The organism is uncultured Granulicatella sp., assembly GCF_963516875.1.
GTDB lineage: Bacteria > Bacillota > Bacilli > Lactobacillales > Aerococcaceae > Granulicatella.
The window spans coordinates 1-25,559 of the sequence record NZ_CAUQCL010000025.1 but is presented as its reverse complement, the minus strand read 5'-3'; the positions used below and the strand labels follow the sequence as shown (position 1 = coordinate 25,559).

18 protein-coding genes are annotated in these 25,559 nt (G+C 34.8%); 15 read left to right on the top strand and 3 right to left on the bottom strand.

The features are described 5' to 3' along the window. Positions 1 to 716 (top strand): DUF1542 domain-containing protein (locus RWM24_RS07980; protein WP_314113197.1); only part of this gene is annotated, 716 nt, incomplete at its 5' end. Positions 717 to 850: 134 nt separating this feature from the next. Here RWM24_RS07980 and RWM24_RS07975 read toward each other — a convergent pair. Further along, positions 851 to 1,498, bottom strand: coding sequence for a YigZ family protein (locus tag RWM24_RS07975; protein WP_314113195.1), 648 nt, complete (start codon positions 1,496 to 1,498; stop codon positions 851 to 853). 149 nt (positions 1,499 to 1,647) lie between these two features. On the opposite strand from RWM24_RS07975, the gene RWM24_RS07970 reads away from it, so the two are divergent. The 4 genes from RWM24_RS07970 to RWM24_RS07955 all read left to right on the top strand — a co-directional run bounded on the left by RWM24_RS07970 (position 1,648) and on the right by RWM24_RS07955 (position 10,291). Further along, the gene (locus RWM24_RS07970) at positions 1,648 to 2,280 is read left to right on the top strand and encodes a PepSY domain-containing protein (protein ID WP_314113194.1); all 633 of its coding nucleotides are present in this window, start codon (positions 1,648 to 1,650) and stop codon (positions 2,278 to 2,280) included. A gap of 78 nt (positions 2,281 to 2,358) precedes the next feature. Continuing rightward, positions 2,359 to 8,094: a ZmpA/ZmpB/ZmpC family metallo-endopeptidase gene (locus RWM24_RS07965; RefSeq protein WP_314113193.1), complete on the top strand. Its 5,736-nt coding sequence runs from the start codon at positions 2,359 to 2,361 to the stop codon at positions 8,092 to 8,094. Positions 8,095 to 8,225: 131 nt separating this feature from the next. Continuing rightward, a complete protein-coding gene (locus RWM24_RS07960) occupies positions 8,226 to 9,104 on the top strand; it encodes a DegV family protein (protein WP_314113192.1) in 879 nt (292 codons plus the stop codon). A gap of 116 nt (positions 9,105 to 9,220) precedes the next feature. Continuing rightward, a complete protein-coding gene (locus RWM24_RS07955; RefSeq protein WP_314113191.1) occupies positions 9,221 to 10,291 on the top strand; it encodes a competence protein CoiA family protein in 1,071 nt (356 codons plus the stop codon). A gap of 33 nt (positions 10,292 to 10,324) precedes the next feature. Here the strand turns inward: RWM24_RS07955 and RWM24_RS07950 are convergent, their stop codons facing one another. Both RWM24_RS07950 and RWM24_RS07945 read right to left on the bottom strand, forming a co-directional pair. Then, the gene (locus tag RWM24_RS07950) at positions 10,325 to 10,864 is read right to left on the bottom strand and encodes an ECF transporter S component (protein WP_314113189.1); all 540 of its coding nucleotides are present in this window, start codon (positions 10,862 to 10,864) and stop codon (positions 10,325 to 10,327) included. Positions 10,865 to 10,881: 17 nt separating this feature from the next. Then, positions 10,882 to 11,724 (bottom strand): pyridoxamine kinase, encoded by an 843-nt coding sequence (locus RWM24_RS07945; protein ID WP_314113188.1) that lies wholly within the window; start codon positions 11,722 to 11,724, stop codon positions 10,882 to 10,884. A gap of 106 nt (positions 11,725 to 11,830) precedes the next feature. On the opposite strand from RWM24_RS07945, the gene RWM24_RS07940 reads away from it, so the two are divergent. From RWM24_RS07940 to RWM24_RS07895, 10 genes are all read left to right on the top strand, one after another. After that, the gene (locus tag RWM24_RS07940; RefSeq protein ID WP_314113186.1) at positions 11,831 to 13,108 is read left to right on the top strand and encodes a PLP-dependent aminotransferase family protein; all 1,278 of its coding nucleotides are present in this window, start codon (positions 11,831 to 11,833) and stop codon (positions 13,106 to 13,108) included. After that, positions 13,109 to 14,893 (top strand): DNA helicase RecQ, encoded by a 1,785-nt coding sequence (recQ, locus tag RWM24_RS07935; protein WP_314113185.1) that lies wholly within the window; start codon positions 13,109 to 13,111, stop codon positions 14,891 to 14,893. 232 nt (positions 14,894 to 15,125) lie between these two features. After that, positions 15,126 to 17,783: a cation-translocating P-type ATPase gene (locus RWM24_RS07930; protein ID WP_314113183.1), complete on the top strand. Its 2,658-nt coding sequence runs from the start codon at positions 15,126 to 15,128 to the stop codon at positions 17,781 to 17,783. A 304-nt stretch (positions 17,784 to 18,087) separates the two neighbouring features. Further along, positions 18,088 to 18,933, top strand: coding sequence for a MetQ/NlpA family ABC transporter substrate-binding protein (locus RWM24_RS07925; RefSeq protein ID WP_314113182.1), 846 nt, complete (start codon positions 18,088 to 18,090; stop codon positions 18,931 to 18,933). 238 nt (positions 18,934 to 19,171) lie between these two features. Beyond that, on the top strand, positions 19,172 to 20,635 hold the full coding sequence (locus tag RWM24_RS07920) for an NCS2 family permease (protein WP_314113181.1): 1,464 nt from the start codon (positions 19,172 to 19,174) through the stop codon (positions 20,633 to 20,635). 191 nt (positions 20,636 to 20,826) lie between these two features. Beyond that, a complete protein-coding gene (gene map / locus RWM24_RS07915) occupies positions 20,827 to 21,597 on the top strand; it encodes a type I methionyl aminopeptidase (protein WP_314113180.1) in 771 nt (256 codons plus the stop codon). Between the two features lie 20 nt (positions 21,598 to 21,617). Further along, positions 21,618 to 22,625 carry a UDP-glucose 4-epimerase GalE gene (gene galE, locus RWM24_RS07910; protein WP_314113179.1) on the top strand — a complete coding sequence of 336 codons (1,008 nt, stop codon included), beginning with the start codon at positions 21,618 to 21,620 and terminating at the stop codon, positions 22,623 to 22,625. A gap of 146 nt (positions 22,626 to 22,771) precedes the next feature. Continuing rightward, a complete protein-coding gene (gene recX, locus RWM24_RS07905; protein ID WP_314113178.1) occupies positions 22,772 to 23,590 on the top strand; it encodes a recombination regulator RecX in 819 nt (272 codons plus the stop codon). Further along, on the top strand, positions 23,581 to 24,753 hold the full coding sequence (mutY, locus tag RWM24_RS07900; protein WP_314113176.1) for an A/G-specific adenine glycosylase: 1,173 nt from the start codon (positions 23,581 to 23,583) through the stop codon (positions 24,751 to 24,753). Before recX ends, mutY begins: the two co-directional genes overlap by 10 nt. A gap of 108 nt (positions 24,754 to 24,861) precedes the next feature. Beyond that, positions 24,862 to 25,401 carry a DUF402 domain-containing protein gene (locus RWM24_RS07895; protein ID WP_020991225.1) on the top strand — a complete coding sequence of 180 codons (540 nt, stop codon included), beginning with the start codon at positions 24,862 to 24,864 and terminating at the stop codon, positions 25,399 to 25,401. The last annotated feature ends 158 nt before the right edge of the window (positions 25,402 to 25,559 follow it).

Genomic DNA, 25,559 nt, shown 5'->3' with positions numbered 1-25,559 from the left:
CAACAGTAGTCGCAACGAAAATAGGCTCAACATGGAGTCTAACACCAGCTAAAGACGGTGTAAGTGTAGATCCAACAAGCGGAGTAATCACAGTAGCACACAATGCAGCAAGTGCAGGAACACAAGTCAGCGCAACAGCAAAACACGGAAACAGTGACGCAAGTACAGCAGCAAGTGTTACCCTACCAGGTAAAGCAACTACACCAGCAGCACCATCAGTAGTAAGTGACGAAGCAAACGCCCGAGTAACCGTAACACCAAGTACAGATACATCTCAATCAGATAATGGAGTAAACAAAGCTTTATTAGCTAAGAAATCAGAAGTGAAGATGTTGATTGAAAAAGAAGTAATGAAGAAAAAAGTTGAAATCAGTCAGGCAGAGCTTTCTGAAAGTGAAAAAGAATTGTTGGATACTAGAGTGGAACAAGAAAAAGAAAAAGCTTTCCAAATGATTGATCAAGCAACAACTATTGAAGAAGTTGATTATGCATTAATGGCAGGAATTAAAGCGATTCGCTCGATTCCTGTAGCATTAGCATCTGGAGGGACAACAAATGTTACAACAGAAGCATCTGAAAAAGTGATGGCACAAGCAAATCGTCAAATGTTACCTCAAACAGGAACAGGAAATGAAGTAGCTATCTTCGGTGCTGCAGCAAGCGCCATTCTTGCTGGATTGGGATTAATAGTTCCAAGTCAGAAAAAAGAAGATTAAAAAATTATAATCACGATAGAAGTTTAGATTATAATCTTTATGAAAAAAACAACGCCTGAAAATCCAATACTAATTGATTTTCAGGCGTTGTTATTTGGTTGTTCGACTCAGAGTAGTGAGAAAAATCTTACTGTTTATTCTCCAACTGACGAAATAAGTCTTTCGATATATTGTTGTCCTAGTTCTTCGAATTGAACTTTGTTTTGTAATAATTCAATTACTGATTCTTGAAAAGATTCTACTTCTTCAACAGGTAAGCTACAATGAATTGCTACTACATCTGTAAATTCTTTGTCGACTACAGAAATAGTATTTGTTTCAAGATAGTATTCTAGTTTTCCAACGGTTGAATAATCGATCGTTACTTTTAAAATTGTTTCTAAGCTAGCTTGTACAACTCCAATAGCTTTAAGTCCTTCTGCAACAGCTCCTGTATAAGCACGAACAAGTCCTCCAGCACCTAGTTTAGTCCCACCGAAGTATCGTGTGACAACAACCGTTGTGTTTTTTAATGCTTGTTTCTTTAATACTTCTAACATTGGTATTCCAGCTGTTCCACTCGGTTCTCCATCGTCCATTGCACGTTGGAATTCATCTCTTTCTCCGATTAAGTAAGATGAACAATTATGGGTTGCTTTCCAATGTTCTTTTTTGATTGCTTGGATAAATTCGAGAGCTTCTTCTTCTGTTTCTGTACGTTTGAAATGGGCGATAAAGCGTGAACCTTTAATTTCAATTTCGTGTTGCCCATCTTGATGAATCGTTTTATATTGTTCTAACATAGACTCTCCTTTTAAGAATGTTTTTTAATATTGTACCATAAAACGTGAGCGATAAAAATAATATGAAATACAACTGTTTTATTTGCAACATGACAAGCTTTCTTATATATTTAATATGCTTTAAAAATAATAATTTGAAAGAGGAAAATATGAAAAAAAGTAAATTTATTGTATCAATTGTGTCGGCAAGTTTATTAAGTGCCTGTGTTCAAATTAATACAGCACCTCAACCAGCAACGACTACTTCAGTAGCGCAAACGACACAAAGTAATCAAACAACGACAAGTATCGCTTCAAAGAAATCTGCAACAAGTGGATCACAAACATCTAATCAAAACACAGCAACTACTTATAAAGAAGCAGTGGAAAAATTATCAGAAGTGTTCTTTAGCCAGTATGGTTCTTTAGATATTACTAAAGTTCAATTAAAATCAGCTCATCAAGCAACAGTTTATGAAGTATCTGCGATGGATGATACTACAGAATATGAATATATTTATCAATCAGATTCACAAACTTTTGTACAAACGGAAATGGATCGAAAAAAAGGAAATATTGCGTATAAACGTGAATATGAAAAAGTGGATTCTTCTAAATTATCTGATGTAGATGAAATCATTTCGATTGCTATGGAGCAATTCTCTGCAGGTCAATTAAAAGATTGGCAAATAGAACGAGATAATGGGCAATTAATTTGGAAAGTAGAAATTTATCATAATGGACATTCAATGGAAGTGACTATTGATGCTAATACTAAGGGAATTTTGAAAATAGATGATTAATTCTTTTATGTATAGAAGTAATTTTTCATATATGTTATACTATATTGCACGTAAATTTAAAAATAGAAAGGATAAGATATGAGAAAAGAAATTTTTTCTATAAGAAAAATTAAAAAAATTGCTGGATCAGTCGTGATTGGGTCTGCATTATTTGGAATGGGCACTCCAGTAAGTGCCGCAAGTCCATCAACTTATCATTATGTTGACGAAGCAAATTTAACAGAACAAGAAAAAGCTCTTCTTCATACGGAAGTTCCACCTCAGGATGAAGAAGTGTATTATTTAATTTACCGTAAAATTGAACAAGTACTTCCACAAACGGGAGTAAGAGAAAATATGGCATTTACTGCTGCAGGATTATTAGCTGCAAGTAGTATTGTTTTAGTCGTTTCTAAGAAAAAACGTCATAAAATTTTAGGAGCATTATTAATTACTGCTTCAGGAGCAGCAACATTTATTCCTTCTCAAGCAGTAGCAGTGGAATTAAATCAAGTGATTCGTGCTACTTCAAATGAAGGAGTAGTACAAATTGATGGCTATCGTTATGTTGGATATTTAAGTGAGAAAGAATTAAAACAAATTTCTCATCCAGAACAAGCGAAAACTACTGTAGAAGATCCAGCTGAAGAAGTTACTCCAACTGTAGTAGCGGAACAAGAAGAAACAAGAATTGAAACAACAACTGAAGAAATTCCGTTTGAGACAATGACACAGGCAGATACAAGCTTAGAAAAAGGTAAGAGTCGAATTCTTTACTCTGGTCAACCAGGAGTTCGTACAATTCAAACGCAAGTAACAGTTGTGAATGGAGTGGAAACACGTAAAGTTTTAAGTTCTGAAGTAACAAAACAACCAATTTCACAAATTATTGGGTTAGGTGCAAAAGAAGAAACTCCAGTGAAACCAGCTCCAGTAGTTGAAAAAGAAGTTCCAAAAACTCCAGAAGTGAAACCTGAAAGTCCAAAACCTGCTGCAGAAGTGGCAAAAGGTGTTCAAAATGTTAATGAAGGTGAAAAAAAGGGTCAAGCTTTAGTTCAGCAAGAACTTCCTGAATTAGTAATCAAAGAAAAAGGAACACAAGAGGAAGGAAAAGAAGGTCAAGCATTAACACAACCTGAATTACCAGAACATAAAGAAGTCGTTTCAACAAAAGGAACACAAGAACCAGAACATGAAATGAAATCTCCAATTCTAGAAGTACCAGAATATAAATTGAAAACTGGAACAGTTGAGAAATCTACTGAAAGTGAATTAGATTTTACAACAGAAGTAGTTCCAGATGATACAAAATATGTGGATGAAGAAGTAGTTGAACGTCAAGGTACTAAAGGAGTTCAAGTTACTAAAACAACTTATGAAACAGTAGAAGGTGTCCAAACAGATAAAGTTGTTTCTACAACGACAGAAGTGAAAACTCCTGCCGTTTCTAAAGTCGTTAAAAAAGGAACAAAACCAGTTGAAGGAACAGCAGTTGAAACAAGAGAAGAAGTCATTCCTTTTGCTACAAAAACAGAAGATGATGACACTTTAAAACGTGGAACAACTAAAGTTGCTCAAGAAGGTGTAGATGGTAAGAAACAAATTATTGAAACGTATAAAACGATTCGTGGAGAAAAAATAAATGACGCTCCAAAGGTAGAAGAAAAAGTTATCTTACAACCTCAAGATAAAATTATTAAAAATGGTACAAAAGGTTTAGAAAAACCAACATTACAATGGGCGAATACTGAAAAAGATGTTTTGAAGAAGAGCGCAACAGCTAGTTATACATTGAATAAACCAGCTGGAGTAGAAATCAAATCTATCAAATTAGCATTAAAAGATAAAGATGGACAACTTGTTAAAGAAGTAACGGTAGCAGAAAATAATTTAAACGCTACTTTAGATAAATTGAAATATTATCAAGGTTACACTCTATCCACTACAATGGTTTATGATCGTGGAGAAGGCGAAGAAACTGAAAAATTAGTAGATAAACAAATTCAGTTAGACCTTAAAAAAGTTGAAATTAAAAATATTAAAGAAACAAGCCTAATGAGTGTAGATGCTGAAGGAAATGAAACAGATAAAAGCTTATTATCTGAAAAACCGACAGATGTTGCTCCATTATATTTACGTGTGACAACTCATGACAATAAAGTGACAAGACTTGCAGTAAGTTCTGTTGAAGAAGTTGTTGTAGATGGAAAATCATTGTACAAAGTTGTAGCGAAAGCTCCAGACTTAGTTCAACGTAGATCTGATGATACACTAAGTGAAGAGTATGTTCATTACTTTGAAAAACAAAAATTAAAAGAAGGTAATGTATATTACAACTTTAATGAGCTTGTAAAAGATATGCAAGCTAACCCAACAGGTGAGTTCAAACTTGGTGCAGATCTTAATGCAGCAAATGTTCCAACACCAAGTAAATCTTATGTAACTGCTCCTTTTAAAGGTAAATTATTGAGTGATGGAGATAATCGTTTCACGATTCATAATACAGGTCGTCCATTATTTGCTAATGTTGAGGGTGGTTCAATTCATGATATTAATCTTGCTAATGTAGATATTAATATGCCATGGGCAAACCAAATTGCGGCTGTAGCGAACGTTATTAAAGGTGGAGCTACTATTGAAAATGTTAAAGTTACAGGTAATGTTCTTGGTAAAGACTGGGTATCTGGCTTCATCGATAAAATCGATGGTCAAGGTACACTACGTAATGTAGCATTTATCGGTAATGTGACATCTGTAGGTTCAGCAGGTCAATACTTAACAGGTATTGTCGGTGAAAACTGGAAAGGTCTTGTTGAAAAAGCTTATGTTGATGCTAATATAACAGGTAAGAAAGCTAAAGCTGCCGGTGTTGTATATTCTTCACAAAATGGTGGAAATAATATGGGCGTAGGTAAAGAAGGCGCCGTTAAGAAATCTGTTGCAAAAGGTACTATTAATGTGGAAGAACCAGTTAAAATTGGTGGATTTATTGGTAGTAATCATATGCTAGGTTCAGTTGAAGATAGCGTATCTATGATGAAAGTTAATAAAGGTGAAGGAGAAATTTTCTACGGTTCTGAGGATATTGATGACGATGGTGGATATTGGTCTGGTGAACGTCTAAATAGAAACCTTGTTGTAACTGGTGTGAGTGAAGGTAAATCTTCGTATAGATTCTCAAAACAACAACATCGTATTAAATCAGTCTCTCAAGAAGAAGCAGATAAGAAAATTGAATCATTAGGAATCACAGCAAATAACTATGTGATTAATGATCCTGTCACAAATAAACTAAATCAAGTGAAATTAAAATCTGATACGTATAAAGAGATTCAAGATTATAAAGCAGATCGTGAACTTGCTTACCGTAATATTGAAAAACTTCAACCATTCTACAATAAAGAATGGATTATCAATCAAGGTAACAAGATTCCAGAAGGATCTAAATTACTAACTACTGAAGTATTATCTGTAACTGGTATGAAAGATGGACAATTTGTAACAGACTTATCTGATGTTGATCATATTATGATTCATTACGCTGATGGTACGAAAGAAGAAAAAGCTGTATCAGTTAAAGCTACATCAAACGTGGAACAAGTAAAAGAATACGGTATTACAGATTTAGGAGATGTTGTTTACACACCAAATATGGTGGTTAAAGAAAGAACACAATTAATCAGCGATATTAAAGCGAAATTAGATAGTGTTCAATTGATTTCACCTGAAGTGCGTGCGTTAATGGACAAACGTGGTAAAGCTGAAGAAAACACGGATGGTCGTAAAGATGGCTATATTCGAAATCTATTCCTTGAAGAAAGTTTTGAGGAAACTAAAGCTAATTTAGATAAATTAGTCAAAGCTTTAGTTGAAAACGAAGACCATCAATTAAATAGTGACGAGGCAGCTATGAAAGCTCTTGTTAAGAAAGTGGACGAAAACAAAGCGAAAATCATGATGGGTCTGGTATATCTAAATCGCTATTATGGATTCAAATATGATGAAAAATCGATGAAAGATATTATGATGTTCAAACCTGACTTCTACGGTAAAAATGTAAATATCTTAGATTTCTTGATTAGGATTGGTTCTAGAGAAAATAACATTAAAGGTAATAGAACGTTAGAAGCTTATCGAGAAATGATCGGTGGAACGATTGGTATTGGTGAGTTGAACGGTTTATTAAACTATAATATGCGTTTATTCACAAACGAAACTGATATTAACACCTGGTATAAGAAAGCTGTTTCACATACAAACTATGTCGTTGAGAAACAATCATCAAATCCATTGTTTGCGGACAAGAAATATCGTTTATATGAAAACTTAAACAATGGCGAACATAGCAAATATATCTTGCCACTTCTGACTACAAAGAAAGCTCATATGTTCTTGATTTCAACATACAATACACTAGCATTTAGTGCGTTTGAGAAATATGGTAAGAATACAGAAGCTGAACGTGAAGCATTCAAGAAAGAAATTGACTTACGTGCACAAGAACAAATCAACTACTTAGACTTCTGGTCTCGCTTGGCGGCTGATAATGTACGTAATCAGTTGTTGAAATCTGAAAACATGGTTCCATCGGCTATCTGGGATAACCATGGTGCGCCAGGTGGATGGGTTGATAGAATGGGTCATACGAAGAACGGTGATTATGCTCCAATTCGTGAGTTCTATGGTCCAACTGGTAAATGGCATGGTGATAATGGTATGGGTGCGTATGCGTATATCTTTGATAGACCTCAAAACTCAGAAGCCGTGTACTATATCTGGTCAAGTATGATTAGTGATTTTGGTACATCAGCCTTTACTCATGAAACAACGCATATCAATGACCGTATGGCTTATTTAGGTGGTTGGGGACATCGTGAAGGTACAGACGTTGAAGCCTTTGCTCAAGGTATGTTACAATCGCCTGCGGTAACAAGTTCTAATGGTGATTATGGCGCATTGGGTCTAAATATGGCGTATGAGCGTAAAAATGATGGAAACCAATGGTATAACTACAATCCGAACTTGCTTGATAGTCGAGCTAAAATTGACCATTACATGAAGAACTATAACGAAGCGCTTATGATGCTCGACCATTTAGAAGCGGATGCCGTTATCGCGAAGAATGACGGAGATAACAATAAGTGGTTCAAGAAGATGGACAAGAAATGGCGTGAAAAAGCTGATCGAAATGGTTTAGTTGGACAACCACACCAATGGGATTTACTTCGTGACCTAAATGACGCGGAGAACAAGAAGAAATTGACAAGCATTGATGACCTTGTAGATGGTAATTACGTGACTAAGCATAATATGCCTGGAAATAAACATTATCGTGCTGAAGGTTTTGATACGGCATATCAAACTGTAAGTATGATGGCTGGAATTTACGGTGGTAATACAAGTCAAAGTGCTGTAGGTTCTATCTCGTTCAAACATAATACATTCCGTATGTGGGGTTACTTCGGATACTTGGATGGATTTGTCGGATATGCTTCTAACAAGTATAAACAAGAATCTAAAGCAGCTGGTAGACCGGGTCTTGGTGATGACTTTATCATTGAGAAAGTGTCTGGTGGTAAATTCCATACACTAGAAGAGTGGAAGAAAGAATGGTTCAAGGAAGTTAAAGCTAAAGGTGAAAAAGGTTTTGTTGAAATTGAAATCAATGGTGAGAAAATCTCAAACTATGCGGAACTTCAAGAGTTGTTCAACAAAGCGGTTGAAAATGACCTGAAAGCGGGTAATTCAAACCAAACAGTTGCACTTAAAGAAAAAGTTTATAAACAACTTCTTCAGAAATCAGACGGATTTGCAGGACAATTATTCAACCCTTAGAATCAATGAAAAGACCCTTCGGGGTCTTTTTGTTTTACACTTCCAATTTCCATCGTTTGCCCCAAAATTGGATTTTTGGTATACTACAGAAAGCAACGTGGTTGCTAAATTTAAGAAAAGGAGTCGAGTAAATGAAAATTGCGATCGTAACGGATAGTACTGCGTATTTGACACCAGAAGAACGCCGTGAGTGGAATATTCATGTATTGCCACTATCAGTTATTTTTGGACAAGAAAGTTATCGTGAAGAACAAGATTTGACAACTGCCGATTTCTATGAAAAAGTAAAAAATTCAGAGGTATTCCCAACGAGTTCACAACCAGCAGTTGGTGAAACGATTGAATTATTCCGTGAATTATCCCATCATTATGATGCTATTATTCCAATTCTTTTATCCAGTGGGATTAGCGGAACTTATCAAACAGTTGTGACAGTTGCTGAAGAATTACAAGATGAAGTATTGATTTATCCAATTGATTCAGGAATTAGTTGTGCGCCTCAAGCTCGTGCGGTTCGTCTTGCTGCAATGATGGCAAAAGATGAACAATATACAGCTAAAGAAATTGTATCTTGTGTTCAGCAATTAGTAGATCGTACAACAGCTTACTTCATCGTAGATGATTTGAATAATCTTCAAAGAGGTGGACGTTTATCAGCTGGAGCTGCATTAGTCGGTTCTATGTTGAAAATTAAGCCTATCTTAACATTTGAAGAGAAGAAAATTGTAGCAATGGAAAAAATTCGTACACAGCATAAAGCGATGAAACGTATTGAGCAAATTTTTGCAGAAGATACTCAAACGACCGATGGAGATGGATATGAATTCGTCATTATTCATGCGAATGCTCCAGAAGCAGGAGAAGCTTGGCGTGCTCAAATTCAAGAGAAATATCCAAAATTAAGAACGTCTCTAGCCTACTTTGGTCCAGTTATTGGAACTCACTTAGGACAAGGTGCTCTAGGATGTTCATGGGATATTGTAGTAGAGAAAAATTTAGAAATGATATAAATGTTTGAAAGATGGAAATAGAATGAAAAATTCTATTTTCATTTTTTTTTTGCAAAAATTCCAAATAAAAAATATTTTTCGAGATTTTTTTCGTATATATAGTTGAGGTGGTTTGAATGAGGATTGCTCGAGATTCGAATGGAGAATTGGTATATGCGTATAAGGGAATTGAATTAGATAAGTCAGAATATTATGCTTGTCCGACTAGTGGGGACCCTGTTCAGATTTGCCAAAAGAAAAATGGAGAATATTTTTTTAGACATGTAACACAAGCAAGGCATGATGGAGAAACAGAAGCTCATCAAAAAGGAAAAGAGGAATTACAAGAGAGACTCGAGCAACAAGGATATAGGGCAGAATTAGAACGATATGAAGCGATGATAGGACAAATTCCAGATCTTACTATTGAAGTAGGCAGTAAAAAATGGGTATTAGAATATCAATGTAGTGTCATTCCGATAAAGGAAATGACTTCTCGCACCGAAGCTTTAGAAAGCATAGATAGAAAAGTCACGTGGATTCTGGGAAAGAAGTTTTTACAAAAGAATTTATGCGAGATGACTTTGTATTGTATTCGATATCATCCACAATTAGGAAATTATGTATGCTTCTATACGGATAAACAATGGATTATTTATCATCATCTAACATTGCATCTTCAAAAAAGGAAGTATCTATTTCAGGAGAGTCGATGTGACTTAGATAAGCTCGATTGGAAGAAAATATTTCAAATTTTTGAAGAGTCAGAGAATGTACAAATTGCTCGAGTAGCAAGTAAGGAGGAATCTTGGACAAAAGAAGAGTGGCAAGCATTTATCTTAAGTCCTCAAAAAGAAAATCGACAATTTCTAGAAGAACTCTATCATCATAGGTGGACATTTGATCAACTAGAGGTGTGCAGTTATTATCCAAAATATTCTTGGAGTATGAAAACTTATAATCTCATTTGGCAGGGATACTTATTAATGGGAATTGATAGGATAAAAATAAATCAGATATTCTCGACACCGCAGTGTTATGCGTATATGCAAAAATTAGCGAGATTAAAGAAAATTCGTTTTTCTTCGTGTTATGAGCAAGAGAAAGTTTGTAAGTGTGAGATAGAAGCTTTTTTGAGAAGGATTCTGGAAAAAACAAATTGTCTGTCTCGATTAGCAGACGGAAGATGGAAGAAAATAAAAAACTAGCAAGAGAAGGAGAGGTCTCTTACTAGTAGTAAATTAAGCTTTAAATTGTTGATGAATTTTTTTGAAAATTGGATATAAAATTGGAACAGTAATGACTGTGAAAGCAGCAGAACCGAATGTTCCTAAAATTTTAGTGAAGGCTGCAACGAATGCAGGGGTAAACGCTAGTCCACCAATAATCATTCCACGAAGGAAAGTGTATTTTACTAAGTTTAAAATGATTTTAATAACAGCAGCTAAAATACCAATTCCGATAATGTTTACAGCTTTGTCGTTTTTATGAAGTGTTTTTTCATAAACAAGGTGAATTCCCCAGCAAACGATGAGAGATTCTAAAATCGTAATCCACACTTCAGCTGCGTATCCATTTAAAATATCGAAAATTCCTAATCCTAAAGTAGCAGCAATGGCTCCTTTTTTACTACCGAATACTAAGCACCCAACAACGACTAGGGCATTTCCAAAGTGGACGAATTGGTGTCCTAATGGAATTCTAAATAACTGAACTCCTAAGAAAATTAAAGCGGCAAATAATGCGATTTGTGTCATTTCACGTAATGAATAATGTTTCATAATATAATTCCTACTTTCTATGAATGAAATAATTGTGTGAGAAGATGTAATTGTGGTTCGAAAGCAACTCCATATTGTAAATCTTTTTGTTGAGCAATGGTTTCTTGAAGAGTAGCGTCAAGAAAAGTTGTAGCAATTGTTAAAGCTTTTTCTAAGGAATATCCTTGTAAAATACAAGCACTCAAAATAGCTGAGACAATATCTCCCGTTCCAAAAAAATGATGCGGATAATGTGGAGTAAAAGCTGTCGCAAATTGTTCTGTTGTAGCATCGTAGCTCAATAGTCCTATGGAACCAACTTCAGTTTGAATACCAGTTAAGATAACTTTTTTAGCCCCTAAATTTGATAACTTTCTAGCAAGTGCTTGATAAGCTTCTACTGGTTGAATTCCTTCTAGATACTCTGTTCCAGTTAATAGCGCAGCTTCCGTGAGATTTGGAAGGATGACATCTGCTGCTGAACATACGGTTTTCATTTGTTGGATATAGGCTTCTGTAAAGCCACTATATAACTTCCCGTGGTCGCCCATAATGGGGTCGACAATAAGGAGAGCATCTGGATTTTGAGTGGTATGATAGTCTAATAAGAGTTTTAATTGCTCGATTTGTCTGCAATATCCAATAAATAGTGCATCTGTTTTTAAATGTAATGCTTTCCATTGTTCTAAACTTTGCTTTGTAAAGTCTAGTAATTCTTGGATAGCAATTTTCTGGAATCCTCCTGTATGAGAAGATAGTAAAATGGTTGGTAAAAGTATCGTTTCAATTTGACAACAAGCCATAATCGGAATGGCAGGAGTTAGCGCTACTTTTCCGATTCCGGATAAATCATTGGCCAATATTATCCTTTTTTGTACCACGAAAGCACCTCCTATTTTTAGAAGTTGAACTCATTGTAATTCAGGATGGGATACGGTACAATATTTTTTGAATAGAATTGTACCGGTACAGATAAAGAGGTGTGTCATGTTTAAGTATCAAGAAGTAAGTCTGCAAATTCGTCAGCAAATTGAAGAAGGCATTTATAAAAAAGGAGATCGACTTCCTTCGATTCGTGAAATGATTCAACAGTATGATTGTAATAAAGACACGATTTTAAAAGCATTACATCTCTTAAAGGAAGAAAGTTTAATTTATCCAGTTGAAAAGAGTGGGTATTATGTGTTGAAAAATCGAGTCCCCGTTCGAAACACGACAAAAATAGGGTTGCCAAATCCGATGCAATTTCCAATTGAAGATTTTAGAAAATGTTTGAATGAATCGGTTATGGCAAGCTATGAGGGAGCTACTAATCAGAAAGAATCCATCCGAGGAGACCGTGAATTAATCGAAGCAATGGTACCTCTATTAGAAAGTTATGGAGTGTATGCAAAGGAAGGGCAATTGTCTATTACAACGGGGACACAACAAGCGTTATATATTTTACTTCAACTAATTGGTACAGGAGGCCTTTTATTAGAACAACCAACGTATAGTCGTATGAATCAATTAGTCAAAGAATTAAATATTCCGTATCAAATGATTGAACGAGAACAGACACAAGACACCATTTCATTAGAAAAGTTAGAACAAATTTTTCAAAGTGGTACGATTCGTTATTTTTATACGATTTCTAGATTTCATAATCCGCTTGGAATGAGTTATCCAGATAGTGTTAAAAAGAAAATAGTAGAACTAGCAGAAAAATACCAAGTCTATATTATTGAAGATGATTATATGGCGGATTACGAACGAGGAACTGCAACGCCTTTGCATTATTTTGATACGAATGAGAGAGTCATATATGTTAAATCTTTTTCATCGATTTTATTTTCTGCATTTAAAATGGGAATCGTCGTTCTGCCAAACGCTTTAATAAAGGAATTTGAACGGAGAAAGCAGTTATTAGATTTTGACTCCAATTTACTCATGCAAAAAACATTGGCGCTATTTATTCAAAATGGCTTATTCGAAAAACATCGACAAAAAATGGTGGCTCACTATCATGAGAAGTCCCAACAATTTAGACAATTGTTGGAACAGTCAACGTTAGAAAATATACATTTACATGGGACACAATTGTTATTAGAAAATCGTCAATTATCACTTCTAAAAGAACAGCTATATGCTGAAATAACAATTGACACATTAGAAGAAGCCTATATTGAAGAAATAACACCGCAAATTTTTTCATTAGATGTCTATGCTTTATCGATGGGAGAAATGCAAGACTTAATACACATACTAGAAGAGAGGGGGAAGTAGATGAATAAGGAAGAGATTTTAAAACATTATTATGGGTACGATAGTTTCAGACCTGCACAAGGAGAAATCATTGAAACAATTTTATCCAAAAGAGATGTCTTAGCGATTATGCCAACTTCTGCAGGGAAGTCGATTTGTTTCCAAGTACCAGCGTTAATGTTAGACGGAATCACAATTGTTGTATCTCCATTAATATCCTTAATGTATGATCAAGTGACTTCGTTAAAAGAAATGGGAATCCAAGCAATACTACTCAATAGTGCGATGAGTTCCATCGAGTATTCTCAAGCGATTGATCAATTACAACGAGGCGAAGTGAAGTTGTTATATGTTGCTCCAGAGCGGTTTGAACAAGAAGGATTTCTAGAGATGATGCAAGGCATTCAGATTAGCATGGTTGCAGTGGATGAAGCGCACTGTATTTCTCAGTGGGGACAAGATTTTAGACCGAGTTATCAAAATATCGATACATTTGTTGCACAACTTCCTACTCGCCCCATTGTGGCAGCTTTTACGGCAACTGCTACTCCAAGAGTTCGTCAGGATATCAAGCAACAATTAAAATTACAACATCCTTTTGAAGTTGTAACGAGTTTTGACCGTGCAAATTTATATTTTGGAATGGAAGAGCCAAGGGATAAAATGAGCCGTCTACTAGAGTTAATCAAGGAAAAGGAACCGACGATTGTATTTTGTAATACTCGGAAAGAAGTCGAAAAAGTCTGTGAGAAAATACAAAAGAAAGGGATTGCTGCGGATTGGTATCATGCAGGATTAAGCCCTGAAGCTAGAAGTAAAGTACAAGAAGATTTTATATTTGACCGTATTGATGTCATTGTTGCAACGAATGCATTTGGAATGGGAATTGATAAGTCGAATGTGAGAAAAGTTATTCACTACAATATGCCTAAAGATATCGAAAGTTATTATCAAGAAGCAGGACGAGCTGGTCGAGATGGGGAACCTGCGGAATGTATTTTATTATATGGTGCAAAAGATATTATTATTAATAAATTTTTAGTAAAACAAAATCAAGATAAAGTCGGCATGGCAAAACTCAATGAGATGATTGATTATTGTAGAACGGTACGTTGTTTAAGAGGCTTTATGCTAGATTATTTTGGACAAAAAGATATTCCAGATGATTGTGGGCATTGTACGAATTGCTTAAATAAAGTGGAGTTAACAGACGTAACGCCACAAGCGCAAATGATTTTGTCCTGTATTATTCGTATGAAAGAAAGATATGGAATGAGTAAAGTATCTGAAGTGTTACGAGGAAGTAAACGAGCTGAAATGAAGGCTCTACACTTTGACCAATTATCTACTTACGGCATCATGAAAGATTATTCTGATAAAGCGTTAAAAGAATTTATCTCTTCTTTAATTGCAGATCGCTATATCGAAACAGAAGGATTACAATATCCGATTTTACAAGTGAGTGATTTAGGAAAGAAAGCATTGAAAAATCGTGAGAAAATCGAAGTGAAACCAATTGTAGCGCAAATACTGCAAAAACCAGCTGCGATTCAACAACATAAAGTACAAGATAATACGCCATTTGATGAAGTCTTGTATGACCGTTTACGTTCGCTTCGAATGGATTTAGCATTTGCTCAAAATGTTCCACCATTTTTAGTCTTCTCAGATAAAACGCTGAAAGAATTTTGTCGTCATTTACCAACAACGGATAGAGAATTCTTACAAATTAGTGGAGTTGGGGAGAAAAAACTAGAGACTTATGGTGAAGCCTTTATGAAGGTCATTCGTGAGTATAAAGGGTAAAGATTGCTTACTAAAATTTCTTAAATTATTTGATTTTTTAAGCTCCCTCTGATATAGTATTTTATAAATTCAACATCTCCATAAGGGAGTAACTGGCAACGAAAGTTGTGGTAATATCAACAACAAGTGAACCTGTTTCGCTGGTATTATCTTAATTAGTGAGACTTATGCTATTTTCAAGTCCTTGAAGTAGTATAAGTCTTTTTTTTATGGGGATAAAAAATATAAAGGAGTGTCGACTTTGACAAAACAAGCCGCATACACACAAACGGAAGAACAAGTTCTTTCAAGTGTACAATCTACTAAAGAAGGGTTAACTTCTGCTCAAGCAAAAGAACGTTTAGAAAAATACGGTCCAAATGCTTTACAAGCAGGAGAAAAGACAACTGTACTACAAAAGTTTATTAATCAGTTTAAAGACTTCATGATTATTGTCTTACTTGCAGCAGCAGTTATCTCATTTTTTGCCCATGAAGGAGCTCCAGATCCAACGGATGCTATTGTAATTTTAGCCGTTGTTATCTTAAATGCAATTGTAGGGGTCATCCAAGAATCAAAAGCAGAAGAAGCAATTGAAGCATTACAAAAAATGGCTTCTCCAGTTGCAACAGTTTTACGTGATGGTGAACATCTTCATGTAAAAGGGGAAGACATTGTAGTTGGAGATATCGTAATTTTAGAAGCAGGGGATGTTGTTCCTGCTGATATGCGATTATTAGAAGTAAACACGATTAAAATCGAAGAAGCTGCCTTAACAGGGGAATCTGTTCCAGTAGAAAAAGATTTAGTCATTCCTGAAGGGGAAGACGTTGGTATTGGTGACCGTTCAAATATGGCATTTGCGAGTACAAATGTGACTTATGGACGTGCATTAGGGGTTGTTACAGCAACAGGTATGGATACTGAAGTTGGTAAAATTGCCCATATGTTAGCGAATACGGAAGAAAGCAAAACTCCATTACAAGAAAACCAAGATGCTCTTGGAAAATGGTTAACGATTATGATTTTAGTCATTGCCGTTATCATTTTTGGAATTGGATTACTTCGTGGATATGAATGGACTCATATGTTATTAACAGCGATTGCGATTGCGGTTGCCGCAATTCCAGAAGGTTTACCAGCTATTTCAACGATTATCTTAGCATTAGGAACTCAAAAAATGGCAAGTCGTCATGCATTAGTTCGTAAATTGCCAGCCGTTGAAACATTAGGTGGAGTTGAAGTTATCTGTTCAGATAAAACTGGAACATTAACATTAAACCAAATGACTGTTGAGAAAATGGTGTTCAATAATGAAATTCATGATGGTCACGAAGAAATGAACGAATCAATTTCTGCACTTCGTATCATGAATTTAGCAAACGACACTAAAATTACAGAAGAAAAATTAATTGGGGATCCAACTGAAACAGCAATGGTTCAATTTGGATTAGATAAAGGTTATGATGTACGTGTTGATTTAGAAAAACATCCACGTGTAGCAGAAGTACCATTTGATTCAACTCGTAAATTAATGTCAACGATTCATCAATTAGAAGGTGGAAACTATTTAGTAGCGACAAAAGGTGCTCCAGATATGTTACTTGAAAAAGTAACGCATATTGAAGAACATGGACAAGTTCGTCTAATTACTCAAGAAGACCGTGATACATTAGCTCGCTTAAATAAAGAAATGGCGACTCAAGCTTTACGTGTATTAGCGATTGCATATAAATACATTGATCAAGTTCCAGAAACATTGGATTCAGAATCTGTTGAGTTTGACTTTGTATTTGCAGGATTAGTCGGAATGATTGACCCTGAGAGAAAAGAAGCAGCTTTAGCGATTCAAGTTGCTAAAGAAGCAGGCATTCGTACAGTGATGATTACAGGTGACCACCGTGATACAGCTCAAGCGATTGCGAAACGTTTAGGAATTTTACGTCCTGATCAAGAAGATGGTGTCTTAACAGGTGCTGAATTAAATGAAATTTCTGATCAGGAATTAGCACGTACAATTGAAGATTACTCAGTATATGCTCGTGTATCTCCAGAACATAAAGTTCGTATTGTGAAAGCATGGCAAGCAGATGGAAAAGTGGTTTCAATGACAGGTGATGGTGTAAACGATGCTCCATCTCTAAAACAAGCCGACATCGGTGTTGGTATGGGTATTACAGGTACAGAAGTATCTAAAGGTGCTAGTGATATGGTTCTTGCAGACGATAACTTTGAAACAATCGTTGTTGCAATAGAAGAAGGACGTAAAGTATTCTCGAATATTCAAAAAGCAGTTCAATATTTATTATCTGCAAACTTCGGGGAAGTAATGACTTTATTTATTGCCACAATGGCTGGTTGGTCAATTCTTGAACCAATTCATATTTTATGGATTAACTTAGTAACAGACGTATTTCCAGCGATTACTTTGGGAATGGAAGATGCAGAAACAGATATTATGAAACATCCACCTCGTGGTAAGAGTTCTAACTTCTTATCAAATGGGGTATTACCAAGTATTTACTATCAAGGTTTCTTTGAAGGTGGAGTTACTTTATTTGTCTATTGGTATGCAACTCATGTAGCAGGTTGGGGAGTTCCAACTGGTGAAACAATGGCATTTGCAAGTTTAGGGTTAATTCAGTTATTCCACGCATTCAACGTGAAATCTGTTTATAAATCTTTAGCAACTGTTGGGGCATTTAAAAATAAAATGTTCAATATTGCGATTGTTGTGTCTGCTTTAATGTTATTATCAGTTCTAGTTGTTCCTGGTTTAACGACTGTGTTTAGTGTAACAGTGTTGACTTTAGAACAATGGTTAATTGTGTTAGCAGCAGCATTCTCAATTGTTCCGTTCGTTGAAATTGCAAAAGCAATTATGAGAGGAATGGGCTTGGACCAAGACTAATATAGTATTTTTAAATTAGACTTATCTATAGTTCTTAGGACGCCAGCAAACCTTCGGTTTCATGGCTAAATTTTGAGCCTGGGTCTCAAAATTTCCTGAACTATGGAAAGTCTATTTTTTGTAAAATCTCTCACTTTTATAGCTTGTAAATGTTGATGTGATAGAAATATAGTTTATAACTTTAACAACTAGTAAAAAGAAACAATGCTGAAATGGGTCAAATTTCGTTGACCCGACTGTGATAATTCGGTATAGTACCATTTGTATCACGTGACATTTAGAAATTTTAAAGTGAGGAAAAGAAATGAAATTAAGAAATTTATTTTTAACAGCAGTTGCTGCCGTAACATTAGCAGCATGCGGAAATCAAACAAGTAAACAAGAAACAACAAAAGAAACTAAACCAGCTGAACATGTAAAAGTAGCCGTTGTAGGTAGCGCTGCTCATGAAATCTGGGACTTCGTTGCTGAAAAAGCGAAAAAAGAAAATATTGATTTAGAAGTTGTAGAAATGAATGACTATGTATTGCCAAATACAGCATTAGAAGAAGGGTCAGTTCAATTAAACGCCTTCCAACACCGTGCATATTTAGCACAATGGAACAAAGATAAAGGTTCAGATATTAAAGAAATCGGAACAACATTTATCGTGCCATTATACTATTTCTCAACAAAATATAAATCATTAAAAGACTTACCTGAAAATGCAAAAGTATTAGTACCAAAAGAAGTAGCGATTCAAGGTCGTGCTTTAGTAGCATTAGAAACAGAAGGATTAATTACCTTAAAAGAAGGAGTAGGAACAAAAGCCTCTCTAGCTGATATTACAAGCAATCCACGTAATTTAGAAATTATTGAAGCAGAATCAGCTCAAGCACCTCGTTTATTACAAGATGTAGATGCAGCTTCAATCAATGGTTCAATGGCAAAAGATGCAGGATTAAAAGTAGAAGATTATATCTTCACAGATGCTGATCACTTAGATACAATTCCAAAAGATCGTTTCAATATCATTGCTGCAAATGCTAAAGATGCTGATAATCCAACATACAAAAAAATTGTTGCATTATTCCAAGCAGATGATGTAGCGAAGAAAATGAATGAAATTGGACCAGGACAATACTTCCCAGTGTGGAACGCAGAAAAATAGTCCGATATAAAATAGTCATCTCTCTCCAAACGAACAACTTTCACCGTTAAAGGTGTCAGTTGTTCGTTTTATTTTGTTTTCGGAGAATGATTTCCAGGAGAGGAGATGGAAATATAATTAAAACACGTACGTTGTTTCAAAAAACTGATAAAAATATCCGTATTTATTATTGATTTTCTGAAAATAATGATGTATACTTACCTCATTCTTAAAAAATAGTAAAGGAGCTAGAAACTTCATGGAAAATTTCTTTAAATTAAAAGAAAATAAAACAACTTTTGGGACGGAACTTTTAGCGGGGCTTACAACATTTTTTGCAATGTCTTATATTATCTTTGTAAACCCTAGTATTCTAAGTCAAACAGGTATGCCATTCCAGGCAGTATTCCTATCTACTATTATTGCTTCTGTCGTTAGTACATTAGTAATGGGTCTGTTTGCAAATGTACCTTATGCGTTAGCACCAGGGATGGGGTTAAATGCGTTCTTTACATTTACAGTAGTATTTGGATTAGGATTTTCTTGGCAAGAAGCATTAGCAATGGTGTTTATTTGTGGATTATTAAATATTTTCATTACAGTAACAAAAATTCGTAAAATGATTATCCAAGCAATTCCAGTTAGTATGCAACATGCAATTGGTGGAGGAATTGGGGTATTCGTTGCATATATCGGATTGAAAAATGCAAACTTATTAAGTTTCTTAACAGATGCTAAAACAATTACAACGATTAATAATCAACCGTTTCAAGCGACTACAGAAGCTTTTAAAGGTGGAATTTTCTCTGTTACCTCTAATGGTGGTGTAGTTCCTTCATTAGTGAACTTTACTCAAAGTGATGCACTATTAGCATTAATTGGATTATTCATTACAGTTATTTTAGTTATAAAAAATGTTCGTGGAGCAATTTTAATTGGGATTATTGCTACAACTTTATTAGCGATTCCAATGGGTGTCGTTGATTTATCAACAGTGAATTGGTCTCAAAATTCATTAGCTTCAGCATTCTCAGATTTACAAGTAACATTATTTGCAGCATTTGGTCCTGAAGGAATGGGTAAATTATTCTCAAATCCTGCTAAATTACCATTAGTGTTAATGACGATTTTTGCATTTAGTTTATCGGATACATTTGATACATTAGGAACATTTATTGGAACAGGTCGTAAGACAGGAATCTTCTCAGCAGAAGATGAAAGAATGTTAGAAGAAGGTTCAGGTTTCTCTTCTAAAATGGATAAAGCTTTATTTGCAGACGCGATTGGAACTTCAATTGGGGCAGTTTTCGGAACAAGTAATACAACAACTTATGTAGAAAGTGCAGCAGGTATCGGAGCAGGAGGTCGTACTGGATTAACAGCAGTAACGACAGCAGCATTATTAGCAGCTTCAGCATTATTAGCACCATTTGTAGGTATCGTACCTGCAGCAGCAACAGCTCCAGCGTTAATTATTGTAGGGGTGATGATGTTATCATCTTTTGCAGATGTACAATGGGATCATTTAGACGAAGCTGTACCAGCATTCTTTGCAGGAATCTTTATGGCACTTTGCTACAGCATTTCGTACGGAATTGCAGCAGGCTTCATCTTCTACTGCTTCATTAAAACATTAACTGGAAAATCTAAAGAAGTTCACCCAATTTTATGGGTAGCAACAGGATTGTTCATTCTGAACTTCATTATTTTAGCCGTTATTTAGCTTTTCCCTTATATCTTTTCTCCCAAAGAGGTAAAACGAAGTTACGATTTTGTAACTTTGTTTTGCTTTATAACAGTTTTTTAAAAAGATTAAGAAAATGAAAAGAAATGGTTGGAATTTTTTTTATTTCAAACATTTTCTAAAAAAGCTATGCTATAATGTTCTAGAATACAAAAGAAAGGAATTAAAGTATGATTACATTAAAATCAAATCGTGAAATTGAAGCGATGAATGAGTCGGGTGCTTTATTAGCCTCTATTCATGTGGCATTGCGAGATTTTATTAAACCGGGAGTAACAACTTGGGAAATTAATGAATTTGTTCAAAAGAAAATTGAAGAAGCAGGTGGTTCAGCTCCTCAAATTGGATATGAAGGCTATAAATATGCTACTTGTACAAGTATTAATGATGAAATCTGTCATGGATTCCCTCGTCGTAAAGCGTTAAAATCAGGAGATTTAGTAAAAGTTGATTTCTGTGTAGATTTAAAAGGAGCTTTATCAGATTCTTGTTGGAGTTATATTGTTGGAGAATCTACACCAGAATTAGATCGTTTATATGAAGTGACGAAAAAAGCACTTTATTTAGGAATTCAACAAGCGCAAGTGGGCAATCGTATTGGAGATATTGGTCATGCGATTCAAACTTATGTTGAAAAAGAAGGGTTCTCAGTTGTTCGTGAATTTATTGGACATGGAATTGGACCAACGATTCATGAAAGTCCATCTGTTCCTCACTATGGCGAACCTGGAAAAGGTCTTCGCTTAAAAGAAGGAATGGTTATTACAATCGAACCAATGGTGAATACTGGAACATGGAAATCAGAAATGGAAAGCAATGGTTGGACAGCTCACACATTAGATGGTGGATTAAGTTGTCAATTTGAACATACATTAGCGATTACAAAAGATGGTCCACGTATTTTAACATTACAACCAGATCATACAGAAGACGTATTATAAAAGTAAAAGGAGGAATAGCAATGGCTATTTTAGTTGCAGGGGGAGCAGGTTATATCGGTTCTCATACAGTAGTAGAATTAGATAAAGCGGGGTATGAAGTTGTTGTTTTAGATGATTTTTCTAATAGTTCACCTGAAGTATTAAAACGATTAACAACCATTACTGGAAAAGAATTTCCATTTTATGAAGGATCGATTTTAGATCATGACTTTTTAACAGAAGTATTCTCAAAAGAAAAAATTGACTGCGTGATTCAGTTTGCAGGTTTCAAAGCAGTAGGAGAATCTGTAGTCAAACCATTAGAATATTATCATAACAATATTACAGGTACATTAGTGTTATTAGATGTCATGAGAAACTTTGGAGTGAAAAATATTGTTTTCAGTTCAAGCGCAACGGTTTATGGAATGAATAATACGGTGCCATTTAAAGAAGGGATGCCAACAAGTGCGACAAATCCTTATGGATATACAAAAGTGATGTTAGAACAAATCTTAAATGACGTAGCTTTTGCTGATAAAGAATGGTCTGTCACAAACTTACGTTATTTCAATCCAATTGGAGCTCATGAAAGTGGCTTAATTGGGGAAAATCCAAATGGAGTTCCAAACAACTTAATGCCATATATTACACAAGTGGCAGTTGGTAAATTACCACAGTTAAGCGTGTTTGGGGATGACTATGATACCCATGATGGAACAGGGGTTCGAGACTATATTCACGTAGTGGATTTAGCAAGAGGACATGTTCTTGCAGTGAAAGATAATATCGGAAATCCTGGAGCAAAAGTATATAACTTAGGAACTGGAATTGGCTATAGTGTATTTGACTTAGTTCATGCATTCATGAAAGAAAATAATGTAGAGATTCCATATGAAATTTGCCCACGCCGTGCTGGAGATATTGCAACTTGTTATGCAGATGCAAGTCGAGCAAAAGAAGTACTAGGTTGGGTTGCTGAAAAAGACTTAAACGACATGGTTCGTGATTCTTGGAATTGGCAAAAAAATAACCCTCAAGGATACTAGAAATAAAAATATTTTATAAACGGAAAATTCGTTTTTTACATTTTATTGTACAAAGTCTCATCAATAGGTGAGGCTTTTTTACTTTTTAATATCGGAATAAAATAAATTTTGATACAATAGATTAGGAAGAAGAACGGAGGGATATCATGCAAATAACAAAAATTGAAGTGCAAAAGAAAAAACAAAATCGATTTAATATTTATATTAATGACGAATTTGCATTTGGAGTCGATGAAGCGACCTTATTAAAATTCGCATTAACAAAAGGAACAGAATTAACGCAAGATACAATCCGTGAAATTGAACAGGAAACACAGTATCAAAACGCCTATCAAAAAGCGTTGCATTATTTAAACTTCAAGCTGAGAACAGCCAAAGAAGTATATGAAAAGCTTGAGAAATTAGAAGTGTCTGATAAAGTGATTAACCAGGTTTTACAGCAATTAATGGATCATGGATTTGTGAATGATCAGTTTTATGCAGAAAGTTATGTACGAGAAAATTTTGCATTACAGAAAAAGGGTCCAAAATCTGTAGCATTTGAATTAAAGAAAAAAGGAGTAAATGACTCCATTATTCAAAGAGCGTTGGCAGAGTTTGATGAAGCGACACAACTAGATCAAGCAATTGAAATTGCACAAAAATATGTCGACCGACAAGGGAATACTCCAGTTAAGACTGTGAAGCAAAAAGTGTATGGTTTTCTAATGCAAAGGGGTTATGATTTGGATATCGTTCAATCTGTAATTTCAGAATTAACATTTGAAAAGCAAGAAGAAAATGAAGAAGAATTAGTCATGAAACAAGGCGAGCGGATTTTAAAAACATTACTTTCTAAATATACTGCAGATGATTCGCAACTATGGTATCAATTAAAAGGAAAATTATATCAAAAAGGTTTCAGCAGTTCAGCAATTGATGAAGCGATTGAAAAGTTAAAATGGGAGAGTGAAGAATGGATTTAGAACAATTTGGAATAAAAATGTGGGCGGAAGAAAAAATTACTTCATTTCAAGAAAAATTATTAGCGTGGTATGACAAAGAAAAAAGAGATTTGCCATGGAGACATACGAATAATCCTTATCATATATGGGTTAGTGAAATCATGCTGCAACAAACAAGAGTCGACACAGTGATTCCATATTACCATCATTTTCTAGAAACTTTCCCAACAATCGAATCTTTAGCAAATGCCCAAGAGGAGTCCTTGTTAAAAGTTTGGGAAGGATTAGGTTATTATTCTAGAGTTAGAAACATGCAAAAAGCAGCTAAACAAATTATGGAAGAATATGATGGTAAATTCCCGAATACAATGGAAGAAATTCAAACACTAAAAGGAATTGGTCCGTATACAGCAGGAGCGATAGCTAGTATTGCTTTTAACTTACCAGAACCAGCAGTAGATGGAAACTTAATGCGTGTCATTAGTCGATTATTTGAAATAGGATTAGATATCGGGAATCCATCTAATAGAAAAGTATTCCAAGCAGTAGCAGAAAAAATTATTTCAAAAGAACGACCTGGCGACTTTAATCAAGCGTTGATGGATTTAGGCTCAGATATTGAATCACCAGTAACACCTCACCCGGAAGATAGTCCAGTAAAAGAATTTAGTGCAGCCTATTTAAATGGAACAATGCATTTATATCCAGTAAAGATTCCTAAGAAAAAGCCTGTGCCAATGAAGTGGCAAGCATTTGTTATTCAAAATGATAAAGGACAATATTTGCTAGAAAAAAATACGTATGCAGATTTATTAAGTGGATTTTGGCATTTTCCATTAATAAGAGATTATACACCGACAGAAAAACAATTGAGTTTATTGGACGAAATAGCAGAAGAAATTGAAGAATATCCAAATAAAAATATCCCAATGGAGAAACAATTTGAATCTATCTATCAAATAAAAGTTCAAAAACTAAAAAAAATTAAAGGAGAAGTGAAGCATATTTTTAGTCATCAAAAATGGGAAATTGAAATGACAAAATATGAAATTGAATCAAATGAAATATTTGAAGCAATAAGTGGAAGAGAATTAAGATGGATAGATGCGGAAGAATTTCATAAAATCCCCTTCTCGAAAGTTCAGACAAAATTATGGGAACGTGTTAGGGGACAAGAAGAATAATATTTAGTAGATATTCACACGAGCGATGAAATATGCTATACTACAATCGAATATGTATGTAAAGAAAAGGGAGCTTTTCTAAAATCGATATAGAAGGTTGGACTCGTGATGCAAAATCCAAGAGAAGGAGAATTCATCACTGTCAAGAGTTATAAACATGATGGCAGTCTTCATCGCACATGGAGAGATAGTATGGTTTTGAAAACAAGTGATCAAGCAATTATTGCTTGTAATGATCATACATTAGTAACCGAAGCGGATGGAAGACGTTGGCTAACAAGAGAACCAGCATTGTTGTACTATCATAAGCATTACTGGTTTAATGTAGTAACCATGATTCGTCAAAAAGGAATATCTTACTATTGTAATCTTGCTTCTCCATATGTTTTAGATAAAGAAGCATTAAAATATATTGATTATGATTTAGATATTAAAATATTCCCAGATGGTGAAAAAAGACTATTAGATGTCGACGAATATGAACAACACCGCCGACAAATGCATTATTCAAAAGAGATTGATCAAATTTTGAAGGCGAATGTTGAAATTCTAGTCGATTGGATTAATAATAAAAAAGGTCCATTTTCACCAGAGTATGTTGACTTATGGTATGAACGTTATTGTCAACTGACCTATCGAAAACAATAACTCAAGGTAGTGTGAGTGAAAGAGTGTTTTGAAGTGAGAGCTTCAAAACACTTTTTTCGTAAAATATAAAAAAAGTTGTAAAAAAGACTTGCAAAGAAGAAAAAGCTATGGTAAATTATAAACACTGTTAACGAACGTTCGCATTTTAAGCGATTGCG

Bases quoted from the DNA above. Each gene is read 5' to 3' on its own strand.
- RWM24_RS07975 (WP_314113195.1), bottom strand. From the start codon at position 1,498: ATGTTAGAACAATATAAAACGATTCATCAAGATGGGCAACACGAAATT.
- RWM24_RS07970 (WP_314113194.1), top strand. From the start codon at position 1,648: ATGAAAAAAAGTAAATTTATTGTATCAATTGTGTCGGCAAGTTTATTA.
- RWM24_RS07965 (WP_314113193.1), top strand. From the start codon at position 2,359: ATGAGAAAAGAAATTTTTTCTATAAGAAAAATTAAAAAAATTGCTGGA.
- RWM24_RS07960 (WP_314113192.1), top strand. From the start codon at position 8,226: ATGAAAATTGCGATCGTAACGGATAGTACTGCGTATTTGACACCAGAA.
- RWM24_RS07955 (WP_314113191.1), top strand. From the start codon at position 9,221: ATGAGGATTGCTCGAGATTCGAATGGAGAATTGGTATATGCGTATAAG.
- RWM24_RS07950 (WP_314113189.1), bottom strand. From the start codon at position 10,864: ATGAAACATTATTCATTACGTGAAATGACACAAATCGCATTATTTGCC.
- RWM24_RS07940 (WP_314113186.1), top strand. From the start codon at position 11,831: ATGTTTAAGTATCAAGAAGTAAGTCTGCAAATTCGTCAGCAAATTGAA.
- recQ (WP_314113185.1), top strand. From the start codon at position 13,109: ATGAATAAGGAAGAGATTTTAAAACATTATTATGGGTACGATAGTTTC.
- RWM24_RS07925 (WP_314113182.1), top strand. From the start codon at position 18,088: ATGAAATTAAGAAATTTATTTTTAACAGCAGTTGCTGCCGTAACATTA.
- RWM24_RS07920 (WP_314113181.1), top strand. From the start codon at position 19,172: ATGGAAAATTTCTTTAAATTAAAAGAAAATAAAACAACTTTTGGGACG.
- map (WP_314113180.1), top strand. From the start codon at position 20,827: ATGATTACATTAAAATCAAATCGTGAAATTGAAGCGATGAATGAGTCG.
- galE (WP_314113179.1), top strand. From the start codon at position 21,618: ATGGCTATTTTAGTTGCAGGGGGAGCAGGTTATATCGGTTCTCATACA.
- recX (WP_314113178.1), top strand. From the start codon at position 22,772: ATGCAAATAACAAAAATTGAAGTGCAAAAGAAAAAACAAAATCGATTT.
- mutY (WP_314113176.1), top strand. From the start codon at position 23,581: ATGGATTTAGAACAATTTGGAATAAAAATGTGGGCGGAAGAAAAAATT.
- RWM24_RS07895 (WP_020991225.1), top strand. From the start codon at position 24,862: ATGCAAAATCCAAGAGAAGGAGAATTCATCACTGTCAAGAGTTATAAA.